Genomic DNA, 20616 nt, shown 5'->3' on the forward strand with positions numbered 1-20616 from the left:
AGATTGTTCTATTTATTGGTAAAGCTTTTATTAAAAAAACCTTACCGAAAAATAGAAAAGGACGCCGAAGCGTCCTTATCTGTCAAAGTCTTTACGATTAAGCCAAAGCCGCTTGCGCTTTTTCAACTAGAACCGTGAAAGCTGCTTTATCGTATACTGCGATGTCAGCAAGGATCTTACGATCAATTTCAATCGACGCTTTTTTCAAACCGTTGATGAATTTGCTGTAAGACAAACCGTTTTGACGAGCTGCCGCATTGATACGAGCAATCCAAAGTTGACGGAATTGACGTTTACGTTGACGACGGTCGCGGTAAGCGTATTGACCAGCTTTGGTTACAGCCTGGAAAGCAACGCGATATACGCGACTACGAGCACCGTAGTAACCTTTCGCTTGCTTAAGAACTTTTTTATGACGTGCGCGTGCTACAACACCGCGTTTTACTCTAGCCATTTGTGTCTACTCCTCTAATTAAGCGTAAGGTAACATTGATACGACTGACTTGATGTCAGACTTAGCAACCATGCTTTTCGCACGTAAGTGACGCTTAACTTTGGTACGTCTTTTAGTCAAGATGTGACGTAGACCGGCTTGTTTGCATTTGAAACCGCCAGAAGCAGTTTTCTTAAAGCGCTTTGCAGCACCTTTATTGCTTTTCATTTTAGGCATGGAAATAACTCCGCATTGTTAATGCCAAAAAATAAAGTAACCTGGGGCGAATCGTAAACGATTACTTGTAGGCCTCGGTTACCAACGAATCGATAATAGTGGTGAATACCAGCAAGCTGGTATTACTTTTAGACCAGTTATTATCGCTTAATAGGGGCTAGGACCATCACCATTTGTCGGCCTTCCACCCGTTTAGGGAAAGACTCAACCTGAGCAATATCTTCCAAATCGTTTTTAACGCGAGTCAGAAGTTCAATACCCAGTTCCTGGTGCGCCATTTCACGACCGCGGAAACGCAATGTAACCTTGGCCTTGTCGCCGCCTTCGAGGAAACGCTTCAGGTTGCGTAGTTTGACCTGATAATCGCCCTCATCAGTTCCAGGTCGGAATTTGATTTCCTTAACCTGGATCTGCTTTTGCTTTTTACGCTGTTCTTTAAGCTCTTTACTCTTTTCGTAAAGGAACTTACCGTAATCCATTACTCGACATACTGGTGGTTTGGCTGTAGGACTGATTTCAACCAGATCGACACCGGCAGCTTCTGCCCTATCGAGAGCTTCATTCAGAGAAACAATACCTGCTGCTTCTCCATCAATATCAATCAAACGAATTTCTTGAGCGGTAATTGCGCCATTCAGTTTGTGTTGCGGCTCTTTTTGTCCGCCTCTTTGACCACCTTTAATAGTCGGTTCCTCCTAAAGAACTATGCTTGCGTCCGTGATTTAACTTCATTATTCAATTGCTTAATGAAATCATCCACCGACAGTTTTCCTAAATCGTCACCTTTACGTGTACGCACGGCAATTTCGCCGTTTTCCATTTCTTTATCACCTACAACTAGTAAGTATGGAACACGTTTTAAGGTATGCTCGCGGATTTTAAAGCCAATCTTCTCATTGCGCAAGTCTGCTTTGGCTCTAAAACCGTTTTCTTTCAATTTTTTTACAACATCATTACAGTAATCTGACTGCTTATCGGTGATATTCATCACCACTGCCTGAGTCGGTGCTAACCATAATGGTAGCTTACCTTCGTACTCTTCAATCAGGATACCGATGAATCGTTCTAATGAACCTAAGATTGCACGGTGGATCATTACCGGCTCATGACGCTCACCGTCTTCACCAATATAAGATGCTCCCAGGCGACCCGGCATAGAGAAATCTAGCTGGATAGTACCGCACTGCCATGCACGACCAAGACAATCGTGAAGCGTAAACTCGATCTTCGGACCGTAGAATGCACCCTCACCTACCTGGATTTCGTACTTGATGCCGTTTGCTTCAAGCGCGTGTGCCAGAGACTGCTCAGCTTTGTCCCAGATTTCATCAGAACCTACACGTTGTTCCGGACGCGTTGATAGCTTGATATCAATGTCTTCAAAACCAAACGTTTTGTAAGTATCAAATACCATCTCGATACATGCCGATACTTCATCCTGGATCTGCTCTTCGGTACAGAATACGTGGGCATCATCCTGAGTGAATGAACGCACGCGCATCAGACCGTGTAAAGAACCCGATGGTTCATTACGGTGTACCAGACCAAATTCTGCCATACGATATGGCAGGTCACGGTAAGACTTCAGACCCTGGTTGAAGATCTGTAGGTGACCCGGACAGTTCATCGGCTTAACCGCGTAAGTACGCTTCTCAGATTCCGTTGAGAAAATCATATCGCCGTACTTGTCCCAGTGACCGGATTTTTCCCACATGCCAACATCAAGAATGAGCGGCGCACGAACTTCTTCATAGCCGTACTTCACTAATTGCTCACGCATGTAATCTTCAAGCGTCTTGTAGATTGTCCAGCCATCGTTGTGCCAGAACACCATACCCGGTGCTTCCGCCTGCCAGTGGAATAAGTCTAAGGCTTTACCGATTTTACGGTGATCACGCTTTTCTGCTTCCGCTAAACGCTGGATATAAGCTTTTAATTGCTTCTTATCTGCCCAGGCTGTGCCGTAGATACGCTGCAACATTTTGTTGTCGCTGTCGCCACGCCAGTATGCACCGGAGACATTCATTAATTTAAAGTGATGGCAATGGCGCATATTCGGTACGTGTGGGCCACGACACATATCAATGTATTCTTCGTGGTGGTACAAACCTGGCGTGTCATCACGAGAAATGTTCTCGTCTAAGATTTCCATCTTATACGTTTCGCCACGTTGTTCAAACGTATCGCGGGCTTGTTGCCATGAAACGGTCTTTTTAACAACGTCATAGTTTGTCTTGGCAAGCTCAAGCATACGCTTTTCAAGCTTTTCCAAGTCTTCATCATTAAGCTTTTGCTCAAGATCTACGTCGTAATAAAAGCCATTGTCGATAACCGGACCAATTGCCATTTTTGTATCCGGCCATAACTGCTTAATTGCATGCCCTAATAAGTGAGCACATGAATGGCGGATAATCTCCAGACCGTCAGCGTCTTTAGAGGTGATAAGTTGCAGTTTGCTATCTTCGGTGATTAATTCGCAAGCGTCTTTCAACTCGCCATTAACACGACCAGCGATGGTTGCTTTTGCAAGACCCGGGCCGATGTCCAATGCGACTTGCATGATAGAAACGTCGTTTTCGAAACTGCGCTGACTGCCGTCAGGAAGCGTAATGATTGGCATAAAAAATCCTCAACAGTGGTGACACATACGTAATGCCACTTGTTTTAATTAAACAAATAATCAGGCACAGAGCCTGAAGAAATAATAAATTTTGATTTCCCGACGCGCGATGAACTTACATTGCCATCAATTACGTACAGGAATAAGGCGAGCAATATAGGGGAAAATCCGTTAATTTGCAATGGATAACAAATAGTTTGCTGGATTCCCATAGTCTCCTGACTGATTCGTTCGACTTGCTAAATAATTTTTTCACCGATATAACGGTCTTATACTCATTACGGCTCATCACTAATCGTTAACGATCAGATGCTGTGTTAACTGCAGGAGGTAAACATGATAATCAAAGCGCTCTTAAAGCTTCTATTGATCTCATTGTTTCTCACGCCTGCACTCGGCGTTCATAAAGCAACTGCAGCAGACAAAGCATCTGAAACAGAAAAAACCAAAGCACAAGTATCGATGCCCTGGTATACCCACTCTCAAAATGACTGGGCCTGGATCCAGTATCGCGACCACCCTGAAACCGGATTTGTGCAAATAAAAGCGAACCTCACCCTTAATGCCAAGTTAAAACGAGTACGATATCTGTTGACAGATAAAACAGCCGCTTTGACCTGGGTCGAAGGCGTGAAACGAATCGTTGTGCTTGAACAGCAACAAGGTAGTCGCGTGCAACTGGTGGTGTTAGATCCAATTTGGCCGGTTGAACCCAGAGAAATGCTTACTAGCAACACCATTCGTGAAAGCGATGATGAGTTTATGATTGAGGTTGAAGATCATAATCAATACCTTAAGCCCAATCCAAACCGCATTCGCGTCGAACAGGTTAACGTCACCTGGCAGGTTAAACAAACCGAAGACAATATTGTCGATGTTCAGTATCGCGGTTATTTCCAGCCTGGAGGAAGCCTGCCGGCATGGCTGAGCAACGAGATATTTTTAATCTTAATAAGCGACAGCCTTGCTAACTTAAAGGGCGTTGTCGAGGGCACTCAGGTGGCGCAATCAAATATAAGTGACAGTTCAAAAACCTCTCCAACACCTTAACTCGTTGTTTTTGCAACGCTATTTGTTGAATCTGAACTTCAGACGTAACAAATAGTGGTCAGCAAGGAATGCGCAAGAAGTCGAATTAAGAACTGAGGATGAAAACTTTTTTCCCTGTTTGCGACAATCCTCATAAAAAGCGCCGAGAGAGCATGGGAACTCTTCTATAATTTAAACAATTTCGTATATCAATAATTCGTCACAACGGAGTAAGTATGTGGTCTGCCATTGCTGATGAGATCTCACAAACCCTAAAGCTTGATTTAGCCTTTACCGAACCGGAAAAAGTCACTGGTGGCGATATCAACGCCTCATTCCGATTATCTGCCGGCGAACAACACTTCTTCGTTAAAACCAATAATCCTGCTCAATTGCTAAATTTTCAGACCGAAATGTATTCACTTGAGCATCTGAGCCAGGGCAGCGATTTTGTGATCCCAGATGTCATCTGCTGTGGGTTATCGGATGATGCGAGTTTCTTAGTACTGCAGTATTTAGAGCTGTTACCTCATCCTGTCAATGGCGAACAAAGTGGCGCCAACAGCCCCTGGTTCAACATGGGTAAAAGCCTGGCGTTGATGCATCAAAATAATCAGCAAGGTGAATTTGGTTGGAGCGAAGATAACTTTATCGGCACCACGGCTCAGGCAAACCCCTGGCAGAAAAACTGGAGCACGTTTTTTTCCGAGCAACGATTAGGTGTGCAACTTCAGGAGCTGGCAAACCGCGGCATCGAACTCACAAATATTGAAATGTTTGTGCAGCACTGTCAGCAATTACTCAGCCATCATCACCCTAAGCCTTGTCTGCTGCATGGCGATCTTTGGCAAGGCAACGTCGGATTTACCAACAAAGGCCCAAGTATTTACGATCCTTCCTGTTACTACGGCGATCCCGAAGTAGACATTGCCATGAGCGAGCTATTTGGACAGTTCCCGACTCCATTTTATCAAGGCTATGAAAGCGTTACGCCATTAAGAAAAAATTATGAAAAGCGTAAGCTTATTTACAACGCCTACCATATTTTCAATCACGCCAATTTGTTTGGCGGCATTTATCTCGAGCAAGCCAAAGATATTATTGTCACGATTCGTAAAATGGAGATTGGGTAATTTAAAAAATTAGGCCCATAATTACTGCTGTACCTTGTGTTTTAGGAGTTGGTCATGCCACAACATATCAGCCGAAAAATTATAGAATGTCCCCATTGCGGTCACCATCTTGCGGTTACCATAGACACCACACAAGGGGATCAAAATTACTACGAATCCTGTCCCACTTGTTGCAATGATATTCATATGAACATGCACATCGACGATTATCATCAATCGATAATGTTGAGAATCGACGCCGACGACGAGCAGATCTTTTAGGTTAACTTTTTCTCGGCCATGATACGCTCAATGGTATCGACAATGGTCATGGTTTGTTGGTCAATTTCAATATTGGCTTTGTCCCCTATTTTGAAACTTTCCAGGTTGGTACGCTCCAGTGTTTCCGGTATTAGATGCAAGTCGAATGTATCTTCTGCGACATTCCCTAACGTCAGGCTCGCACCGTTTACGGCAATAAAGCCTTTACGAAGAATATACGGACGCCATTGTGGCGCAAATGAAAACGTCATTTGATAATTATCTTGGGTCTTTACTACGTCTTTCAATGTCGCCTGATCGTGGATATGTCCACTGACAATATGACCACCAACCTCATCGCCATAGCGCATTGAACGTTCAAGATTGAGCCAGCTGCCCTGGTTTAGCTCGCCAAGGTTAGTCAACCGCAGCGTTTCGTCAATCACGTCAAAGTGCAAAATAGCCGTCGTCTCACATTGTTGTTCAACCTCAACCACGGTTAAACAAACGCCATTACAGGCAACGCTGGCGCCAAGTTGTAAATTTTCACTAAACGACTGAGGCACAGATACCCGAATATGAAGAAAATCTTTACGCTCTTGAACCTCGATAACTTGCGCTTTTATTTGCACAATTCCTGTAAACATATATGATCCTCATTCCTCAATTGCCGTTATTATCTTATCTTTAATCGCATGACTCTAGATAAATTTTTCTCCGATACCCGTTCTCTCATAAAATTGGCCTACCCAATTTTGATCGCCCAGCTTATTCAAAACTTAATGAGCTTTGCCGATACCGTTATGGCAGGTAGAGTCAGCGCCACTGATATGGCCGCTGTTGCGGTAGCCAGTAGTGTCTGGTTGCCAATAATTCTCACCATCTATGGGGTGATCATGGCGCTGTCGGCCATAGTATCGCAACATTCAGGACGAAAAAATTATTCTGGTATCGCCAGAGCTACCATTCAAACCGGTTGGATAGCGGTGATCCTATCCATTTTGGTGATCGGGTTATTTTATGGCTTGAAGCCTTTAATCGAACCGCATCTGAGCCTGGAGCCAAAACTGCAGCAACTGATGCTTGATTACCTGGGCTACATTGTCTGGGGTGGCCCGGGCTTTTGTTTATATGTTGTGCTGCGTAATTTTGCCGAAGGCATGAGCTACACCAAACCGACAATGATCATCTCTATTATCGGCTTAATCATCAACATACCGGCCAACTATGTGTTTATTTATGGAGAGTTTGGCTTCCCTGAATTAGGTGGTGCTGGTTGCGGGATTGCAACCGCCATCGTTTATTGGGCGATGTTTTTAGGCATGCTTGTTTATGTGTGGTTGTCTAAAAACCTTAAAAAAGTTCAGCTTCGCTCGGCCATTAACTGGCCGGATTTTCAGGAAATTATCAGTATCTTAAAACTTGGTGTGCCAATCGCATTATCGTTATTGTTTGAAGTGTCACTGTTTTCAGTGGTGGCAATCATACTGGCGCCGTTTGGATCTGAAATCGTTGCCAGCCATCAGATAGCGATAAACTTCTCCGGCATGATATTTATGGTTCCCCTGTCTATTGCTATGGCGGTTACCATCAAAGTCGGTTTTGCCGTAGGCGAGAATAAACTGGAAGATGCAAAACGTATGTGTGCAACTAGCATGTGGCTAGGCTTTCTCATTGCTGTAGTCACCGCCAGCGGCACGATAATTTTCCGCGAGCAAATTGCCTTAATCTATACGACTGAAACGGCTGTGGTCTCACTTGCCGCGAATCTGATGTTCCTGGCAGCTCTGTTCCAATTTTCGGACTTTATCCAGGTAATTTCCGCCGGCGCATTACGTGGTTACAAAGATACCAAATCGATACTTTACATTACCTTTGTATCCTACTGGATTGTCGGTTTATCATTAGGTTTAATACTTGGCATAACCGACTGGATAGTACCGCAAATGGGTCCTGCCGGGTTCTGGATTGGCTTTATCCTCGGTTTAACAAACGCCGCAATATTCCTGGCCTGGCGTCTAAAGGTGATTCAACGTCGCGCCAAATTAGGTTTGTTGGCGACAAGTTAATCGATGACAATCACGGTTGCTGAAGATTTATGCAAACAAACCTGTTTTTGCAAAAATCTTTATAAAAGCACTTGCAAGGATTCATATCAGCCATTAACATAGCCGCCGTTGAGTCACAAAGCGACGCTTAATTGACTAACAGTACGACCGTAGCTCAGCTGGTTAGAGCACTACCTTGACATGGTAGGGGTCGGTGGTTCGAGTCCACTCGGTCGTACCAAATCGAATTTAAAAAAAAGCAGCCGTATGGCTGCTTTTTTCGTTTCTGATTTAACAAAGTTATAGATTTACCAACTCAACAATCTTGGCAAGTTTATCTGAGGTAGGATAAGACTCTGCACTCCAGCCAAGGCGCACAATAACCATCTCTTTTGACGGAATAACCATAACAATTTGTGAGCGGTTACCGGACATTGAATAAGCATCTTCCGGTAATTTTTCCCAGCGCAGCTCATCGCCACCGCCATTTAACCAAAACTGGTAACCGTAACGAGGATCGTTTTTAGAAACGTTCGGTGATTGAGCCTTGGCTACCCAATCTTCGCTTAAAAATCGAGTGCCGTTTAATTCACCGCCATTTAGCATTACCTGGCCCAGTTTCGCCCAATCCGGAGCACTGGCATAAATGTAAGAGCTACCGACTAACACACCGCTTGGATCCGGTTCAAACGTCGAACGGGCCATATTAAGCGGCTTAAACCATTGTCCATACAGGTAATCCATTTGCTGTTGTAGGTTGCCACCTAAGGTTTCATATACCAGCCGGGACAATAAATTTGTGGTACCGGAAGAATAAGAAAAGTGCTCGCCCGGGGCATAAACTAGTGGGCTTTGCATGGCGATATCAGAAGCGGAATAGGTATAGAACAACATGCGGGTTGAATCACTGCCAGGCGCATAGGTTTCATCAAAACCCAGACCTGAAGACATCCGCAATAAGCTTTCTAAATCTATCTCTCGTCTGTCATCTTGCTGCCATGCTTCAAATAAATTGTTCTCTTTCAATTCAAGCTGCTTTTGATAGATAAGATTACCGACCATCATTGCCGTCACACTCTTACCCATGGACCAACCCAGATGAGGCGTTTGTTGCTCAAAGCCTTCACCCGTCGCGTAGCTCAATAGTTTTCCGTTTTTAACAACTAATAAAGAACGAGTTTGGTAGCCCTGGGCATTATCCTCAGCAACGATTTCAGCGACCTTTGCCTGTAAATCTGTATCGATATCGTTAAGTGCACTACCCAATGGCCAGGTTTCATCCGACGCGGTTATGGCTGTAACGTTAACGGCGTCAAGCGCCTTAGTATCGCCGATATCCAAAGTACAGCCGATACCGTCCCTGAATGTAGCGCTCATCGGTGATAGGCCTAGCAAGTTTGCGTAAGCTTTTTTCTGCTTATCATCGTATTCAACATCGACTAGAGAATATGCCGGTGAATAAGATGCCAAATCCGCCATTACCTGGTCTTCGTCCAGACCGGTGATATAGCGCCCTGAACAGGCAATTTTAGAACCAAGGCCAGTGGCAACATCTGCCGCTGAACCGAGCGCCATTGGCGATACGCCAGCAATAGGTTTAAGAAGAAAGAGGATCGTTACGAAAAGTGCGATCAATGTAAAAAAGATTGTTTTCAGCCAGGCCATAAACTTCATCCTGTTGTTTTTGTTTTCAGCGATGGTACTAGCTGATCAACAAAACCTCAAGAGCCCTATCCCGTATCAGGCTGTATTGATGGCTTACTACAACACCACAGTGCGATGTCCGTTGAGCAGGATCCTGTCTTCAATATGCCAGCGAACGGCTCGGGCTAACGCCGTTGCTTCAATATCGTGACCAATCTCTATCATATCCCGCACCGTTGTTGCGTGATCGACCGATTTTACTTCCTGCACGATGATCGGTCCTTCATCGAGATCTTCTGTCACATAATGGGCGGTCGCACCAATAATTTTCACACCACGATCATGGGCCTGCTGATATGGTTTTGCGCCTTTAAACCCTGGCAAGAAGGAATGGTGAATATTAATGGCTCTGCCATGCAGCTTTTGACAAAGATCATCAGAGAGGATTTGCATATACCGCGCCAGCACCAGCAAATCAGCCTGATAGTCACTAAACAGTTGCCACAGGCGAGCTTCCTGCTCCGGTTTATTGGTTTTATCTACGGGTAGATAATGAAAATCGATACCGTAAAACTCGGCAATTTTCCTGGCACTTTGATGGTTAGAAACAATGGCACTGATGTCAGCCTTAAGAACGCCAGATTGCCATTTGTTTAATAACAAATGCAGACAATGGTCGTCGCGACTTACCATGATGACGATTTTTGGACGCTGTTTTGCGCAGCGCAGCTGATAGGTCATTTGCATGGACTCTGCAAACGCAGCGAAATCCTGCTCAAACTTTTCGGCGCTGCAGGTTAGCTGCCTGTCGTCGAACTCAATACGCATGTTAAATAGCAGCTTTTCAGGATCGGCATAGTGACGGGCATTAATGATAAACGCGCCGTGCTGATATAGATGGCCGGTGATTTTTGCCATCACCCCAAGGTCATCCGGACAGGTAAGTTTCAACACATATGACTTAGTCGCTTGTTCGCCTGACATAACATTGTTTGAGTCCGTATTCGCAGACACTCGTGGTTCACCCGCTGGATACGAATGATTATTGCTCGTTTGAGAATAGGCTTGTTGATCACTTTCTGAAATGGCCACGACACTGCTCCTTGATAACCTTACTATGAAATTTAAAAGCTATATCAGCGATTTACAAAGGTTATTTTTTCATAATATGTAAGCAAAAATATATAACGGTTTGAATTGAGATCCCGTGTAAAGACATCACGGGATGACGGTTTCGGGAGTTTCGGGATGACGATTTGAGGAATTTTGGGATGACGATTTGAGGAATTTTGGGATGATGATTTGAGGAATTTCGGGTTGAAGAGTTTAGGCGTTTGGGGATGACGATTTGAGGAATTTTGGGTTGAAGAGTTTAGGCGTTTGGGGATGACGATTTGAGGAATTTTGGGTTGAAGAGTTTAGGCGTTTGGGGATGACGATTTGAGGAATTTTGGGATGATGATTTGAGGAATTTCGGGTTGAAGAGTTTAGGCGTTTGAGGATGATGATTTGGGGAGTTTTGGGATGATGATTTGAGGAATTTCGGGTTGAAGAGTTTAGGCGTTTGGGGATGATGATTTGGGGAGTTTTTTGGGGACGAGTTTAGGCGTTTCTGGATGATGGTTTTGGGAATTGCGGGATGACAATTTGGGGAGTTTCGGAATGACGGTTTTGGGAGTTTCGGGGTGACGGTTTGCGGAGTTTCGGGATTACTAATTGCGAATGGCCGTATGCGATTTACTGGGCAGCAAGGCGGTTAAATCGAAGTGTACGGTTGCGACGCACCGAACAAGTGTATTCCGTGTATTGAATGTGGAGATGGTGGTTTAATCGAAGCCCAAGCTGCGAACTAATTTTGCTACTCTGGCTAACAGGTCAGTTTGGATTAGTTGGGCCTGGCTCGGTTTGGTTTAGTTTGGCGAGAAAACGATTTAGTTTCGTTTAACACGAGACATTTATCGGAACAGAGTGAAAAATGGGTTGGAGCCAATTACGACTCCAGACCCAATTAAGGTTTAACCGCCAGCCTGAATAGCGGTAAGAGCGATGGTATAAACGATATCGTCAACCAAGGCGCCACGAGATAAGTCGTTCACCGGCTTATTCATACCCTGGAGCATGGGGCCAATACTGACTAAATCTGCCGAACGTTGTACCGCTTTATAGGTGGTGTTACCGGTATTCAAATCCGGGAAGATAAAGACCGTAGCTTTACCCGCCACCTTACTCTTCGGCGCTTTTTTCTTGGCAACGTTTTCCATTACCGCAGCGTCATATTGCAGCGGTCCATCAATTAACAAGTCAGGACGTTTTTCCTGAGCTATCTTGGTCGCTTTTGCCACCTTCTCTACGTCTTGCCCCGTTCCTGATTGACCCGTACTGTAGGAGATCATTGCAACCTTAGGTTCAATACCAAATTTCGCTGCGGAATCCGCAGATTGAATTGCAATGTCAGCAAGCTGCTCGGCACTTGGATCCGGATTAATCGCACAATCGCCATAAACAAAGACCTGATCAGGCAACAGCATAAAGAACACCGAAGACACTAGTGAGGTTCCTGGTGCCGTTTTAATAAGCTGTAGTGCTGGTCTGATGGTATTGGCGGTAGTATGCACAGCACCGGAGACCAAGCCATCTACCTGTCCTAGTTGCAGCATCATGGTACCAAGCACAACATTGTCTTTGAGCTCTTCTCTGGCAACAATATCAGTCAAGCCTTTGTGTTTTCGAAGGTTTACCATAGGTGCGACATAATTTTCGCGAATTGCTTCCGGCTCAGTGATAATCACCCCGGGAGGTAATTGAATACCCTGCTGCTCCGCCGTACGCAAAATCTCTTCTTTGTTTCCTAACAGCTGACAACGGGCAATATTACGCTGTGCACATATCGCTGCAGCCTTAATGGTGCGAACTTCATTACCTTCTGGTAACACCACAAGTTTTTGAGCTTGTCGTGCTAATTCGGTGAGTTTAAAGCGGAACGCTGGTGGCGACATTAAGCCCGGTTTGCCTTCATGAGATGCAAACTGGCTGAGCCACTCATGATCAAGATTATCAGCAACATAATCCTTGATCTTATTCATCCGTTGCTCGTCCTCTTCCGGGATTTCAGGGTTGTAGCTCATCATATGCCTGGATGTTTGCCAGGTATCCCAAGGCACCGATAACACAGGCAAGCCGGTATCAAATGCCTGTTGGCACAGTTCTAACACTTTACCTGTAGGGTGAATGCCATTGGTGAGCAATAGCGCCCCTACCTTGGTGCCATTCATCGCTGACAAACAGGTGGCAATAATGATATCGGTTCGATCCCCAGGGGTAACCACCAAACGCCCGGCAGCCAAATGACTGGTCAAGTTGGCAACGGTTCGGGCACAAAAGCTGATAGAACGAATACGGCGATGTTCTATGTCGCCGCGATTGACAATACTGGCTTGCAAATATTGGCAAACATCAATCACCCTAGGAGCGACTAAGTCGATTTCCCATGGGATCGCACCGATAAGATCAAACCCTGGTCGATGAAATATGTCTAAATCCCGCCAGGGTTGTATGTCGAAATCTCGGTTGATGTCGATTTCCCTGGGCAACAAACCAAATACATCTTTATCCGGTGAATTAAGCTTGTTAATGACACACCCCAACAAACGCGGGTTTTCAACACCGCCGAAGGTTTTCGCGCTTACATCAATACGATCTTCAAACTCTTCTGGAGTATCGCTATCTGGCGTTGCCACCAAAATGACATCGGCGGATAAGGTCTGCGCAACCAGTTGATTCAATCGTGCGGTATAAGGCTGACGAGTAGTTGGGATCAATCCTTCAATAACCAGAACATCCTGGTCAAACTGCTGACAATTACCGACAATTTCTTCAAGAATAACGTCCTGCTGCCCTTCCCCCATCTGCTCTTCAACGTAAGAAAGCGATATAGAATGCTGGTGAATCGAAGCCTTGCTGTCTTTTTGGCCTTTGCGGCCTTTCATGACGCTACGTGATGGCTGGTTAATCGGTTTGAAATAGCCGACATTAACCCCTAATTGCTGAAGCTTATGATAGAAACCATAGGAGACACTACTCAGGCCAACCCCAAAGCCGACCGGAACAAACATGATTCGACGTGCCATTAGTTGCCCTCATTAATTAGTTGGTAGGTTTGTTCGGCAATGACCCACTCTTCATTAGTTGGAATGACCCAACAACCGGTGTGTCCAGCTTTTGCAATATTGCCGCTTTTGCCAAATCGAGTGGCCAGATTTGCCTCGTTATCAATAGCAAGGTTTAGTAGTTTCAAGCGATTAACCACCCTTTCCCTGACTAACGACGAGTTTTCGCCAATACCACCGGTAAACACAATGCCGTCAAGCTTACTCAGTGATGCGCTATAGCTGGCAATGGTTTTACTGATTTGATAACAGAAAATATCCATCGCCAGGTTTGCGTGTTCGTTACCATCGTTCTCAATGGCTTCTTCCAGAGTACGACAATCATTGCTGATTTCAGAAATGCCCAGCAAACCACTTTCTTTGTTCAGCAAGCTATCCACCTGTTCAATGCTATAGCCAAGTTGCTTGCACAAATGAAAAACGATACCAGGATCCAAACTACCGCTTCGGGTACCCATCACTAAGCCTTCAAGCGGTGTAAGCCCCATAGAGGTGTCAACGCATTGCCCGCCTTCAATGGCAGCAATGGAACAACCGTTGCCAAGGTGAGCGGTTATGACATGAGTATCTTCAATAGGTTTATTGTTCATCTGCGCGAACTGCATCGATACAAAGTAGTGACTGGTGCCATGGAAACCATAACGACGAATACTGTGCTGCTCATAAAGCTTATAGGGTAAGCCGTACAAATATGCGGTTTTTGGCATGGTCTGATGAAATGCAGTATCGAATACCGCGACTTGCGGAAGGTGGCTAAACGCCTGTTTAGAGGCCCGGATACCGATTAAATTTACCGGATTGTGTAAAGGTGCCAGTGCCGAAAGTGCTTCTATGGTTTTTTCGACAACTTCGGTTACTAATTCTGGTTTACTGTAATTCTCACCACCATGTACGACTCGATGGCCAATGGCTAACAACCGTTGTTCGAATTTGTGTTGATACAAAAACGCCACTAAATGGGATAAGGCACTTTGATGATCAAAGGGGTCTGGTAACCGCGAGGTATTCTTTTCGCCATCCATTTTTATGGTGATACTGGCGTCATTGCTAAGCAGGCGTTCAGCAAGGCCGGAGAGAAGAGTTTCGCCGCTTTGCGGCACAATTAAGGAAAATTTTAATGATGAGCTGCCACAATTGATGACTAACACACAATCTTTTGTCATTTCAGGCGTCCTGTATTCGCTAGGAAATTTATTAAGCAATAGTACTTGAAGTTTAGCATTCAACTGACCACCGGCTCAAAGCTTAAATACATATCAACTCTCTGTTATGGCTGATATTTTTTCAGTCTGGCAGACACATTAGAGTACTGGAGAAATAAAACCTTTGGGTTTAACTGCAATGACCGATTGCTGCAGTTGCAAGAGAATGTTTTCCGCAGTATTGCCCATAATAAATCCAGCGAGACCAGTGCGGGCTACGGTTCCCATAACCACCAGGTTGGCGTCGATTTGCTCAGCGTATTCGGCAATTTTCTTTCGCGGAGAGCCTTTAAGGGAAATGATCTTAGGTTTTATAAACTTTTCGACGTCTTCGCCAAGCAATTCATAGGCGTTGGTTAACAGGCGATTTAACGACTCATCATGGCGATGCTTCAGATCATCGACATAGCGATCCACTTCTTCCTTTGGCGTTCCTATCAATGGTCCACGCATAGCGCTTTCATAGTTAGCCGTCCACACTGACACCAGATGTAACTCGGCGCTTTCAGCCAAAGCAATCGACACAGCGATTTCTATGACGTTTAAATTTAGTGCGTTGCGGGTTTCCAATTCCTGCTGAGGATAATTTTCGCTGGCATCTACCGCCGCTAACACCACTGAGCACTTCGCTGGTTCAGCTGCCATCGATTTTTCCTGCACCAGCCAAACCGGAATCGGGCATTTGCGCAGTAACCGCATATCCGAGCTACCGAACATACGATTCAATAATCCTTCGTCGTCAGCTGATTTAATCACTAAGTCGTATTCACCGGCGCTCGCCTCGCGAATAACCTCGATAAAAGGGACACCTTGAAGGAGTTTGTGTTCGATGTGAATTTGCTCGTAACTTTCATCAAGCTTGTGCAACAGTTGGTTGTGTTTCTCAACAACAGAAAGATGCAAATCTGATTCCGATACCTGATCGGGTAGGATGGCCTCGGTATCTAAAATGGTCGGTACAACCGTTACTATGGTTAGCGTCGCCTGGCTGTTTTTTGCCATGATTACCGCTTGAGTTAGGGCGAGTTGATTATCGTTTTCTTCACTGAAAATGAACAGAAGTTTACTAGGCAGCCACACAATATCATCTTCCTTACGGTTAGAATTAATTTAAGTCTATATGCGGATGTTTAGGCTTGCCAATTCATGGCATTTTCAGTGCTTTTTTACGCAAACAAGGTTACGCGTAACCCTTTACAAAGTTTACTTATCAGCCTGCAAAAGCGAGCGTAATTGTGCCTTAGAGCCAATATTGAGTTTTTGATAGATGCGGTAAAGATGATTGGAGACAGTAGACGGTGATAGGTTTAACACCTGAGCTGCCTGCTTGAATGTCATCCCCTGGTTGATTGCATTTACGACCTGTTTTTCACGATTAGTCAGCATATCCAAAGGACCATTTGGCCACAGTTCAACAATAAACAGTTCGTCAAAATCCGTGACTTTTAATTGCAGGTTTTCACCGGCGGAAAAATCTTCGAAGGCGGTGTCGGATTGCAATTGTGTGTTGAACGAAGTCAGCAACTCATCCGGCAATCGGTCAAAACTTTTACCGAACTGAGGATAGTGTTGTTCCAATAAATCCAGCATGCTTGATTGCACCTGATGAAAGTACCCCTGGCTATCACAAATACCTTTATGGCTTGGATTAGCGCTATCAGGTTGCTGCTCCAGAGTGATAAACAAGGCGTGCTCGGCACTTTTCAGCAAATGATATAAAGCAATCGATTGATTGGCTTTATCCTCTGCTGAAAACGGCTTATCTCGTTCAAAGCGGTACAGAGTTAACAAGGTGAATAAACCGCTGCGCTCGTCCAGGTGCATGGAAGCAAGAATTCTCTCAATGCCTAAGGGCTGAAAACACTTTTGATAAATTTGCGACTGATAAAACTCTTCATCGGCAAGTAAGTCCTGCATATCGATGGGCTTACCAAGATTGCTCAGCATCACATCAGCCATCGGGTTAATAGCCAAATACTTTAATAACAACTCAGACAGCTGCTCAGGGACATTAAATCGGGTTCGATTGTGAAAAGTTAAGGTTTGCTGATGACCATTACTCCAAATGGCCCCATCGAAATCGATAACACCCTGTAATTGCGCCAACGCCCAATGGCGAAATTCCTGCAGTTCGATGCGACTGGTTGCGGTATACAAGCGGGAAATAAGTTGTTGCATAGGCAAGGTGGTTGCTGCGTTAGAGTCTTGTGTGATCATTAAATAACTACCATTGGGTAATTTTTACTATAGCGCTGTTGCACGCATTTATTATTATGAAGTTAATCGCATTATGTCTTTCTGGGCGAATTCACGCAACAGACAGACAAATTCGTTAAAGAATTAAAAGGTTATTTATGGAACAAAAAGCGGATGTAATCATCGTTGGCGCTGGCATTGCAGGTTTAACCTGTGCCCTAGAATTACTGCGCAAAGGCAAGACGGTGCACATTATCGATGCCCAGGATGAAGCAGAGATTGGCGGCCTGGCGCGTTGGGCTTTTGGTGGCATGGCTTTAGTGGGTACCCCCGAGCAAAAACGCAACGGTATCATTGATACGCCGGAAATTGCTTTAAAAGACTGGCAGGCATTTGCCGACTTTACCGACCAGGATGTATTTCCCAAACAATGGGCCGAGTTTTACGTTAACAGAAGCTATCAGGATGTTTATTGTTATCTTCGCGATCTTGGCATCAAGTTTTTGCCTGCCGTTAACTGGGTAGAACGAGGATTGTTCTCTCCAGGGAATTCAGTACCTCGTTACCACGTTATCTGGGGTACATCACTGGAACTGGTCAAGGTAGTGCTAAAAGCGCTTGAGCCGTTCCAACAACAACAGAAATTAACCATAGAGTTCAATCGCATAGTAACTGAGCTAGTGAATCAAGGCGGTAAAATCGCCGGTTGTATTGCTATTAACGCCGATGGCGACCCTGCTTCGGTTAGCGAATACCATGCGACGGAAATTGTTGTTGCAACTGGTGGCTTTACTGGCAATATCGAAAAGGTTAAAGCAAACTGGCCAGCTCATTGGTCAAAGGCACCAGAGCAACTATTAAATGGTACACATCCGAGTAGCGATGGCGCTATGCATGATGAAGTGAATCGTCATGGTGGGCAGCTAACCCATATGGATAAAATGTGGAACTATGCGGCAGGTATCCCCCACCCTAAGCCTCACTTTGAAGGCCACGGCTTGAGTTTAATCCCTTGTAAATCTGCCCTTTGGCTCGACTATCAGGGTAAAAGGATCGGACCGGATCCTTTGGTCACCGGCTTTGATACCAACTATCTTTGCCAGCGTATGGCTGACCAGGAAAAAGGTTATGCCTGGCATGTTCTTAACTGGAAAATTGCCAGTAAAGAATTTGCCGTTTCCGGTTCTGAGCACAATGTCATGATCCGCGATAAGAAGTTTTTAACTTTCCTGAAAGAAACCATACTCGGTAATCATAGATTCGTTAAAGAAATGCAGGATAGCAGCGATCATTTTATCGTTGCCGATAATCTTGACGAACTTTGCAAAGAGATGAATAAGCTAACTGGCAGCGAAGATATCGATCCAGTTGTGCTACAACAAACGTTAGATGACTATGACGAGATACTGGCGCGTCCCGAGAGTCAATGGAATGATGATCAAATTCGCCATATCGAACACGCCAGAAAATGGAAAGCCGATAAGCTGAGAACCTGTAAGCCTCATCCGATTCAGGATCAAAAGCATGGTCCATTGATCGCGATAAAAGTGGCTTTGATTTCCAGAAAGAGCTTGGGCGGCATTCAGACTAATCTCAGCTCTCAGGTACTAGACTTATCCCAGCAGCCGATCCCAGGGTTGTATGCGGTTGGTGAAGCGGCGGGCTTTGGTGGCGGTGGCGCCAGTGGTGCCAGGTCGTTAGAAGGAACTTTCCTGTCTGGCTGTATTCTAACCGCACAACAAGCAGCGCGTGCGATTACAACAAACGAATAACAATTTATAGGATTTACGATGAAGAAAACAGGTGCCTGGTTAGCACGTTACGCCATGGAACAGGTTGGCGTTAAGTACACGTTCGGGATACCGGGCGTACATAATACCGAGCTTTATGATGAGCTTAATAATTCTGAGCAAATCACTCCGTATCTCGTAACCCACGAAGCCCATGGTGGCTTTATGGCCGATGCCATTTCCAGAACCACAGACGGTATTGGCTCTATGCTTATCGTCCCGGCCGCAGGTATTACTCACGCCGCAAGTGGTGTTGCCGAAGCGTATCTTGATGGTATTCCGATGTTGGTAATATCAGGGGGCATCCGTAATGACTCTAAATTCGATTATCAATTACACCAGCTTGACCAGTTAAAACTGGTGGAAGGTTTCACCAAAGCACAGTTTAAAATTGCCACCCATGAAGAGATTATCGATACCATTTATAAGGCTTATGATATTGCGGTAACTGGTGAGCCCGGTCCGGTATTTGTTGAACTACCGGTAAATCTACAATTAGATAAAGCTGAGGTATCTTCTCTAAGCTCTTATGTTAAGACAGCGAAAAATGACCTTTCTGATCCACAAATGACGGCCATTCGCTCGGCTGCACAACGTTTATATCAAGCGAAAAATCCAGTTATCTTTGCTGGTTGGGGCGCCGTCGGTGCATTCGATGAGTTGGTAAAAATTGCCGAACATATTGGTTCTCCGGTTTCTACGTCTTTACAAGGGATCAGTGCATTTCCTGCAAATCATCCGATGCATGCAGGTTTTTGTTTTGGCACGGCAGCAGCCGATGCACCGCAAAAAGCCTTCGCCAAAGCCGATTGTGTATTAGCAATTGGAACCCGCTTTGCAGAAATCGCAACAGGAAGCTTCGGTGGTGAACTTCCGGATAATCTAATTCATATTGATATCAACCCGGAAGTATTCGGTAAAAACTTTCCTACCCAAATTGCAATCGAAGGCGATGCCCAGCAGGTAGCTCAAGCGCTGTTAACCGAATTACTGGCTCAGGGTGAAAGCAAAGATAGTGCAGCTATTGCTGCAGAAATTGCCGCTAACAAGGCCGCATATCGTAAAAGCTGGTACGATCATGACAGCAAAGAACGTGTTAACCCCGCCCTGTTCTTCGATGAATTACGTAGCCAATTAGATGATGATGCAAATATCGTTGTTGATGATGGCAACCATACGTTCTTATCCGCAGAGTTAATGCCGATTCATAAAGCCCGAGGATTCATCTCGCCAACAGATTTTAACTGCATGGGTTACGCAACGCCTGCGGCGATTGCCACCGCTTTTGCTCACCCAGAGCAGGAAACCGTCGCCATCGTTGGCGATGGTGCGTTTATGATGACCTGCATGGAACTGGCGACTGCCGTAAATAACGAAATCGGTGTCATTATTGGTGTCTTTAACGATGGTGAGCTATCCCAAATATCTCAGGCTCAACAAATTCCATACAACCGTAAAACCTGTACCGTTTTGCCACAGACAAAACTGCAAGGCATTGCCATAGCTACCGGTGCTGATTATGTCAGAGTAGAAACCAATGACGATCTTAACGTTGCCATTAGCGAGGCAAGAGAATTAGCCAAGCGCAATCGTCCGGTGATATTGGATATCAATATTGATTATTCAAAAGCCACGGCATTTACTCAGGGCATAGTTAAAACCAACTTAAAACGCATGCCACTAAGTACTAAAGTGCGAATGATTGGCCGTGCGATTTATCGCAAAATCACCGACTAAGCGATAAGTGAAAACCAAAACAAAAAGGCTAGCATTGCGCTAGCCTTTTTTGATCTCAAACGGCAAAACCAACTAAACAAAAACTCGTCAGCAAACACAAGAATTCGCAGTCCACAGCACTGTGTTTTGTCAGCTCCTCAG

Annotated in this window: 17 protein-coding genes and 1 tRNA gene; 7 read left to right on the forward strand and 11 right to left on the reverse strand. The window is 45.0% G+C overall.

Translation table 11 applies throughout. The annotated features are described in order from the left end of the window. Nucleotides 1-97: 97 nt before the first annotated feature. The 4 genes from rplT to thrS all read right to left on the reverse strand — a co-directional run bounded on the left by rplT (nucleotide 98) and on the right by thrS (nucleotide 3290). Nucleotides 98-454 carry a 50S ribosomal protein L20 gene (gene rplT / locus FNC98_RS08880; protein WP_136737138.1) on the reverse strand — a complete coding sequence of 119 codons (357 nt, stop codon included), beginning with the start codon at nucleotides 452-454 and terminating at the stop codon, nucleotides 98-100. Between the two features lie 18 nt (nucleotides 455-472). Next, a complete protein-coding gene (gene rpmI, locus FNC98_RS08885) occupies nucleotides 473-670 on the reverse strand; it encodes a 50S ribosomal protein L35 (RefSeq protein WP_143580891.1) in 198 nt (65 codons plus the stop codon). Between the two features lie 140 nt (nucleotides 671-810). Then, a complete protein-coding gene (gene infC / locus FNC98_RS08890; protein WP_143580892.1) occupies nucleotides 811-1353 on the reverse strand; it encodes a translation initiation factor IF-3 in 543 nt (180 codons plus the stop codon). A gap of 20 nt (nucleotides 1354-1373) precedes the next feature. Next, nucleotides 1374-3290: a threonine--tRNA ligase gene (gene thrS, locus FNC98_RS08895; RefSeq protein WP_143580893.1), complete on the reverse strand. Its 1917-nt coding sequence runs from the start codon at nucleotides 3288-3290 to the stop codon at nucleotides 1374-1376. A gap of 336 nt (nucleotides 3291-3626) precedes the next feature. On the opposite strand from thrS, the gene FNC98_RS08900 reads away from it, so the two are divergent. The 3 genes from FNC98_RS08900 (at nucleotide 3627) to FNC98_RS08910 (ending at nucleotide 5713) form a co-directional block, all read left to right on the forward strand. Beyond that, nucleotides 3627-4340: a hypothetical protein gene (locus FNC98_RS08900; protein ID WP_143580894.1), complete on the forward strand. Its 714-nt coding sequence runs from the start codon at nucleotides 3627-3629 to the stop codon at nucleotides 4338-4340. Nucleotides 4341-4555: 215 nt separating this feature from the next. Further along, nucleotides 4556-5452, forward strand: coding sequence for a fructosamine kinase family protein (locus FNC98_RS08905; protein WP_143580895.1), 897 nt, complete (start codon nucleotides 4556-4558; stop codon nucleotides 5450-5452). 54 nt (nucleotides 5453-5506) lie between these two features. Beyond that, nucleotides 5507-5713, forward strand: coding sequence for a CPXCG motif-containing cysteine-rich protein (locus FNC98_RS08910; protein WP_143580896.1), 207 nt, complete (start codon nucleotides 5507-5509; stop codon nucleotides 5711-5713). Here the strand turns inward: FNC98_RS08910 and FNC98_RS08915 are convergent. Further along, nucleotides 5710-6339: a riboflavin synthase subunit alpha gene (locus FNC98_RS08915; RefSeq protein WP_143580897.1), complete on the reverse strand. Its 630-nt coding sequence runs from the start codon at nucleotides 6337-6339 to the stop codon at nucleotides 5710-5712. The genes FNC98_RS08910 and FNC98_RS08915 overlap by 4 nt on opposite strands. A gap of 48 nt (nucleotides 6340-6387) precedes the next feature. Here FNC98_RS08915 and FNC98_RS08920 point away from each other — a divergent pair, with 48 nt between their 5' ends. Both FNC98_RS08920 and FNC98_RS08925 read left to right on the forward strand, forming a co-directional pair. Beyond that, the gene (locus FNC98_RS08920; protein WP_143580898.1) at nucleotides 6388-7761 is read left to right on the forward strand and encodes an MATE family efflux transporter; all 1374 of its coding nucleotides are present in this window, start codon (nucleotides 6388-6390) and stop codon (nucleotides 7759-7761) included. A 143-nt stretch (nucleotides 7762-7904) separates the two neighbouring features. Beyond that, nucleotides 7905-7981 (forward strand) — tRNA-Val (locus FNC98_RS08925). A gap of 59 nt (nucleotides 7982-8040) precedes the next feature. Here FNC98_RS08925 and FNC98_RS08930 read toward each other — a convergent pair. From FNC98_RS08930 to FNC98_RS08955, 6 genes are all read right to left on the reverse strand, one after another. Beyond that, nucleotides 8041-9405, reverse strand: a complete 1365-nt coding sequence (locus FNC98_RS08930; protein WP_143580899.1) for a serine hydrolase domain-containing protein — start codon at nucleotides 9403-9405, stop codon at nucleotides 8041-8043. Between the two features lie 96 nt (nucleotides 9406-9501). Beyond that, nucleotides 9502-10476 carry a formyltetrahydrofolate deformylase gene (gene purU, locus FNC98_RS08935; protein ID WP_260680328.1) on the reverse strand — a complete coding sequence of 325 codons (975 nt, stop codon included), beginning with the start codon at nucleotides 10474-10476 and terminating at the stop codon, nucleotides 9502-9504. A gap of 923 nt (nucleotides 10477-11399) precedes the next feature. After that, complete coding sequence (pta, locus tag FNC98_RS08940; RefSeq protein ID WP_143580900.1) at nucleotides 11400-13511, reverse strand: phosphate acetyltransferase; 2112 nt, start codon at nucleotides 13509-13511, stop codon at nucleotides 11400-11402. Continuing rightward, nucleotides 13511-14713, reverse strand: coding sequence for an acetate kinase (locus FNC98_RS08945; protein ID WP_143580901.1), 1203 nt, complete (start codon nucleotides 14711-14713; stop codon nucleotides 13511-13513). Before FNC98_RS08945 ends, pta begins: the two co-directional genes overlap by 1 nt. A gap of 138 nt (nucleotides 14714-14851) precedes the next feature. Beyond that, on the reverse strand, nucleotides 14852-15832 hold the full coding sequence (locus FNC98_RS08950) for a universal stress protein (RefSeq protein ID WP_143580902.1): 981 nt from the start codon (nucleotides 15830-15832) through the stop codon (nucleotides 14852-14854). 123 nt (nucleotides 15833-15955) lie between these two features. After that, nucleotides 15956-16969: a response regulator transcription factor gene (locus tag FNC98_RS08955; RefSeq protein WP_143580903.1), complete on the reverse strand. Its 1014-nt coding sequence runs from the start codon at nucleotides 16967-16969 to the stop codon at nucleotides 15956-15958. 137 nt (nucleotides 16970-17106) lie between these two features. On the opposite strand from FNC98_RS08955, the gene FNC98_RS08960 reads away from it, so the two are divergent. Together FNC98_RS08960 and FNC98_RS08965 are read left to right on the forward strand one after the other, a co-directional pair. Further along, nucleotides 17107-18720, forward strand: a complete 1614-nt coding sequence (locus tag FNC98_RS08960; protein WP_143580904.1) for an FAD-binding dehydrogenase — start codon at nucleotides 17107-17109, stop codon at nucleotides 18718-18720. Between the two features lie 18 nt (nucleotides 18721-18738). Beyond that, the gene (locus FNC98_RS08965; RefSeq protein WP_143580905.1) at nucleotides 18739-20475 is read left to right on the forward strand and encodes a thiamine pyrophosphate-binding protein; all 1737 of its coding nucleotides are present in this window, start codon (nucleotides 18739-18741) and stop codon (nucleotides 20473-20475) included. Nucleotides 20476-20616: the final 141 nt, after the last annotated feature.

Origin of the sequence: Thalassotalea sp. PS06, from assembly GCF_007197775.1 — a bacterium.
Taxonomy (GTDB): domain Bacteria; phylum Pseudomonadota; class Gammaproteobacteria; order Enterobacterales; family Alteromonadaceae; genus Thalassotalea_A.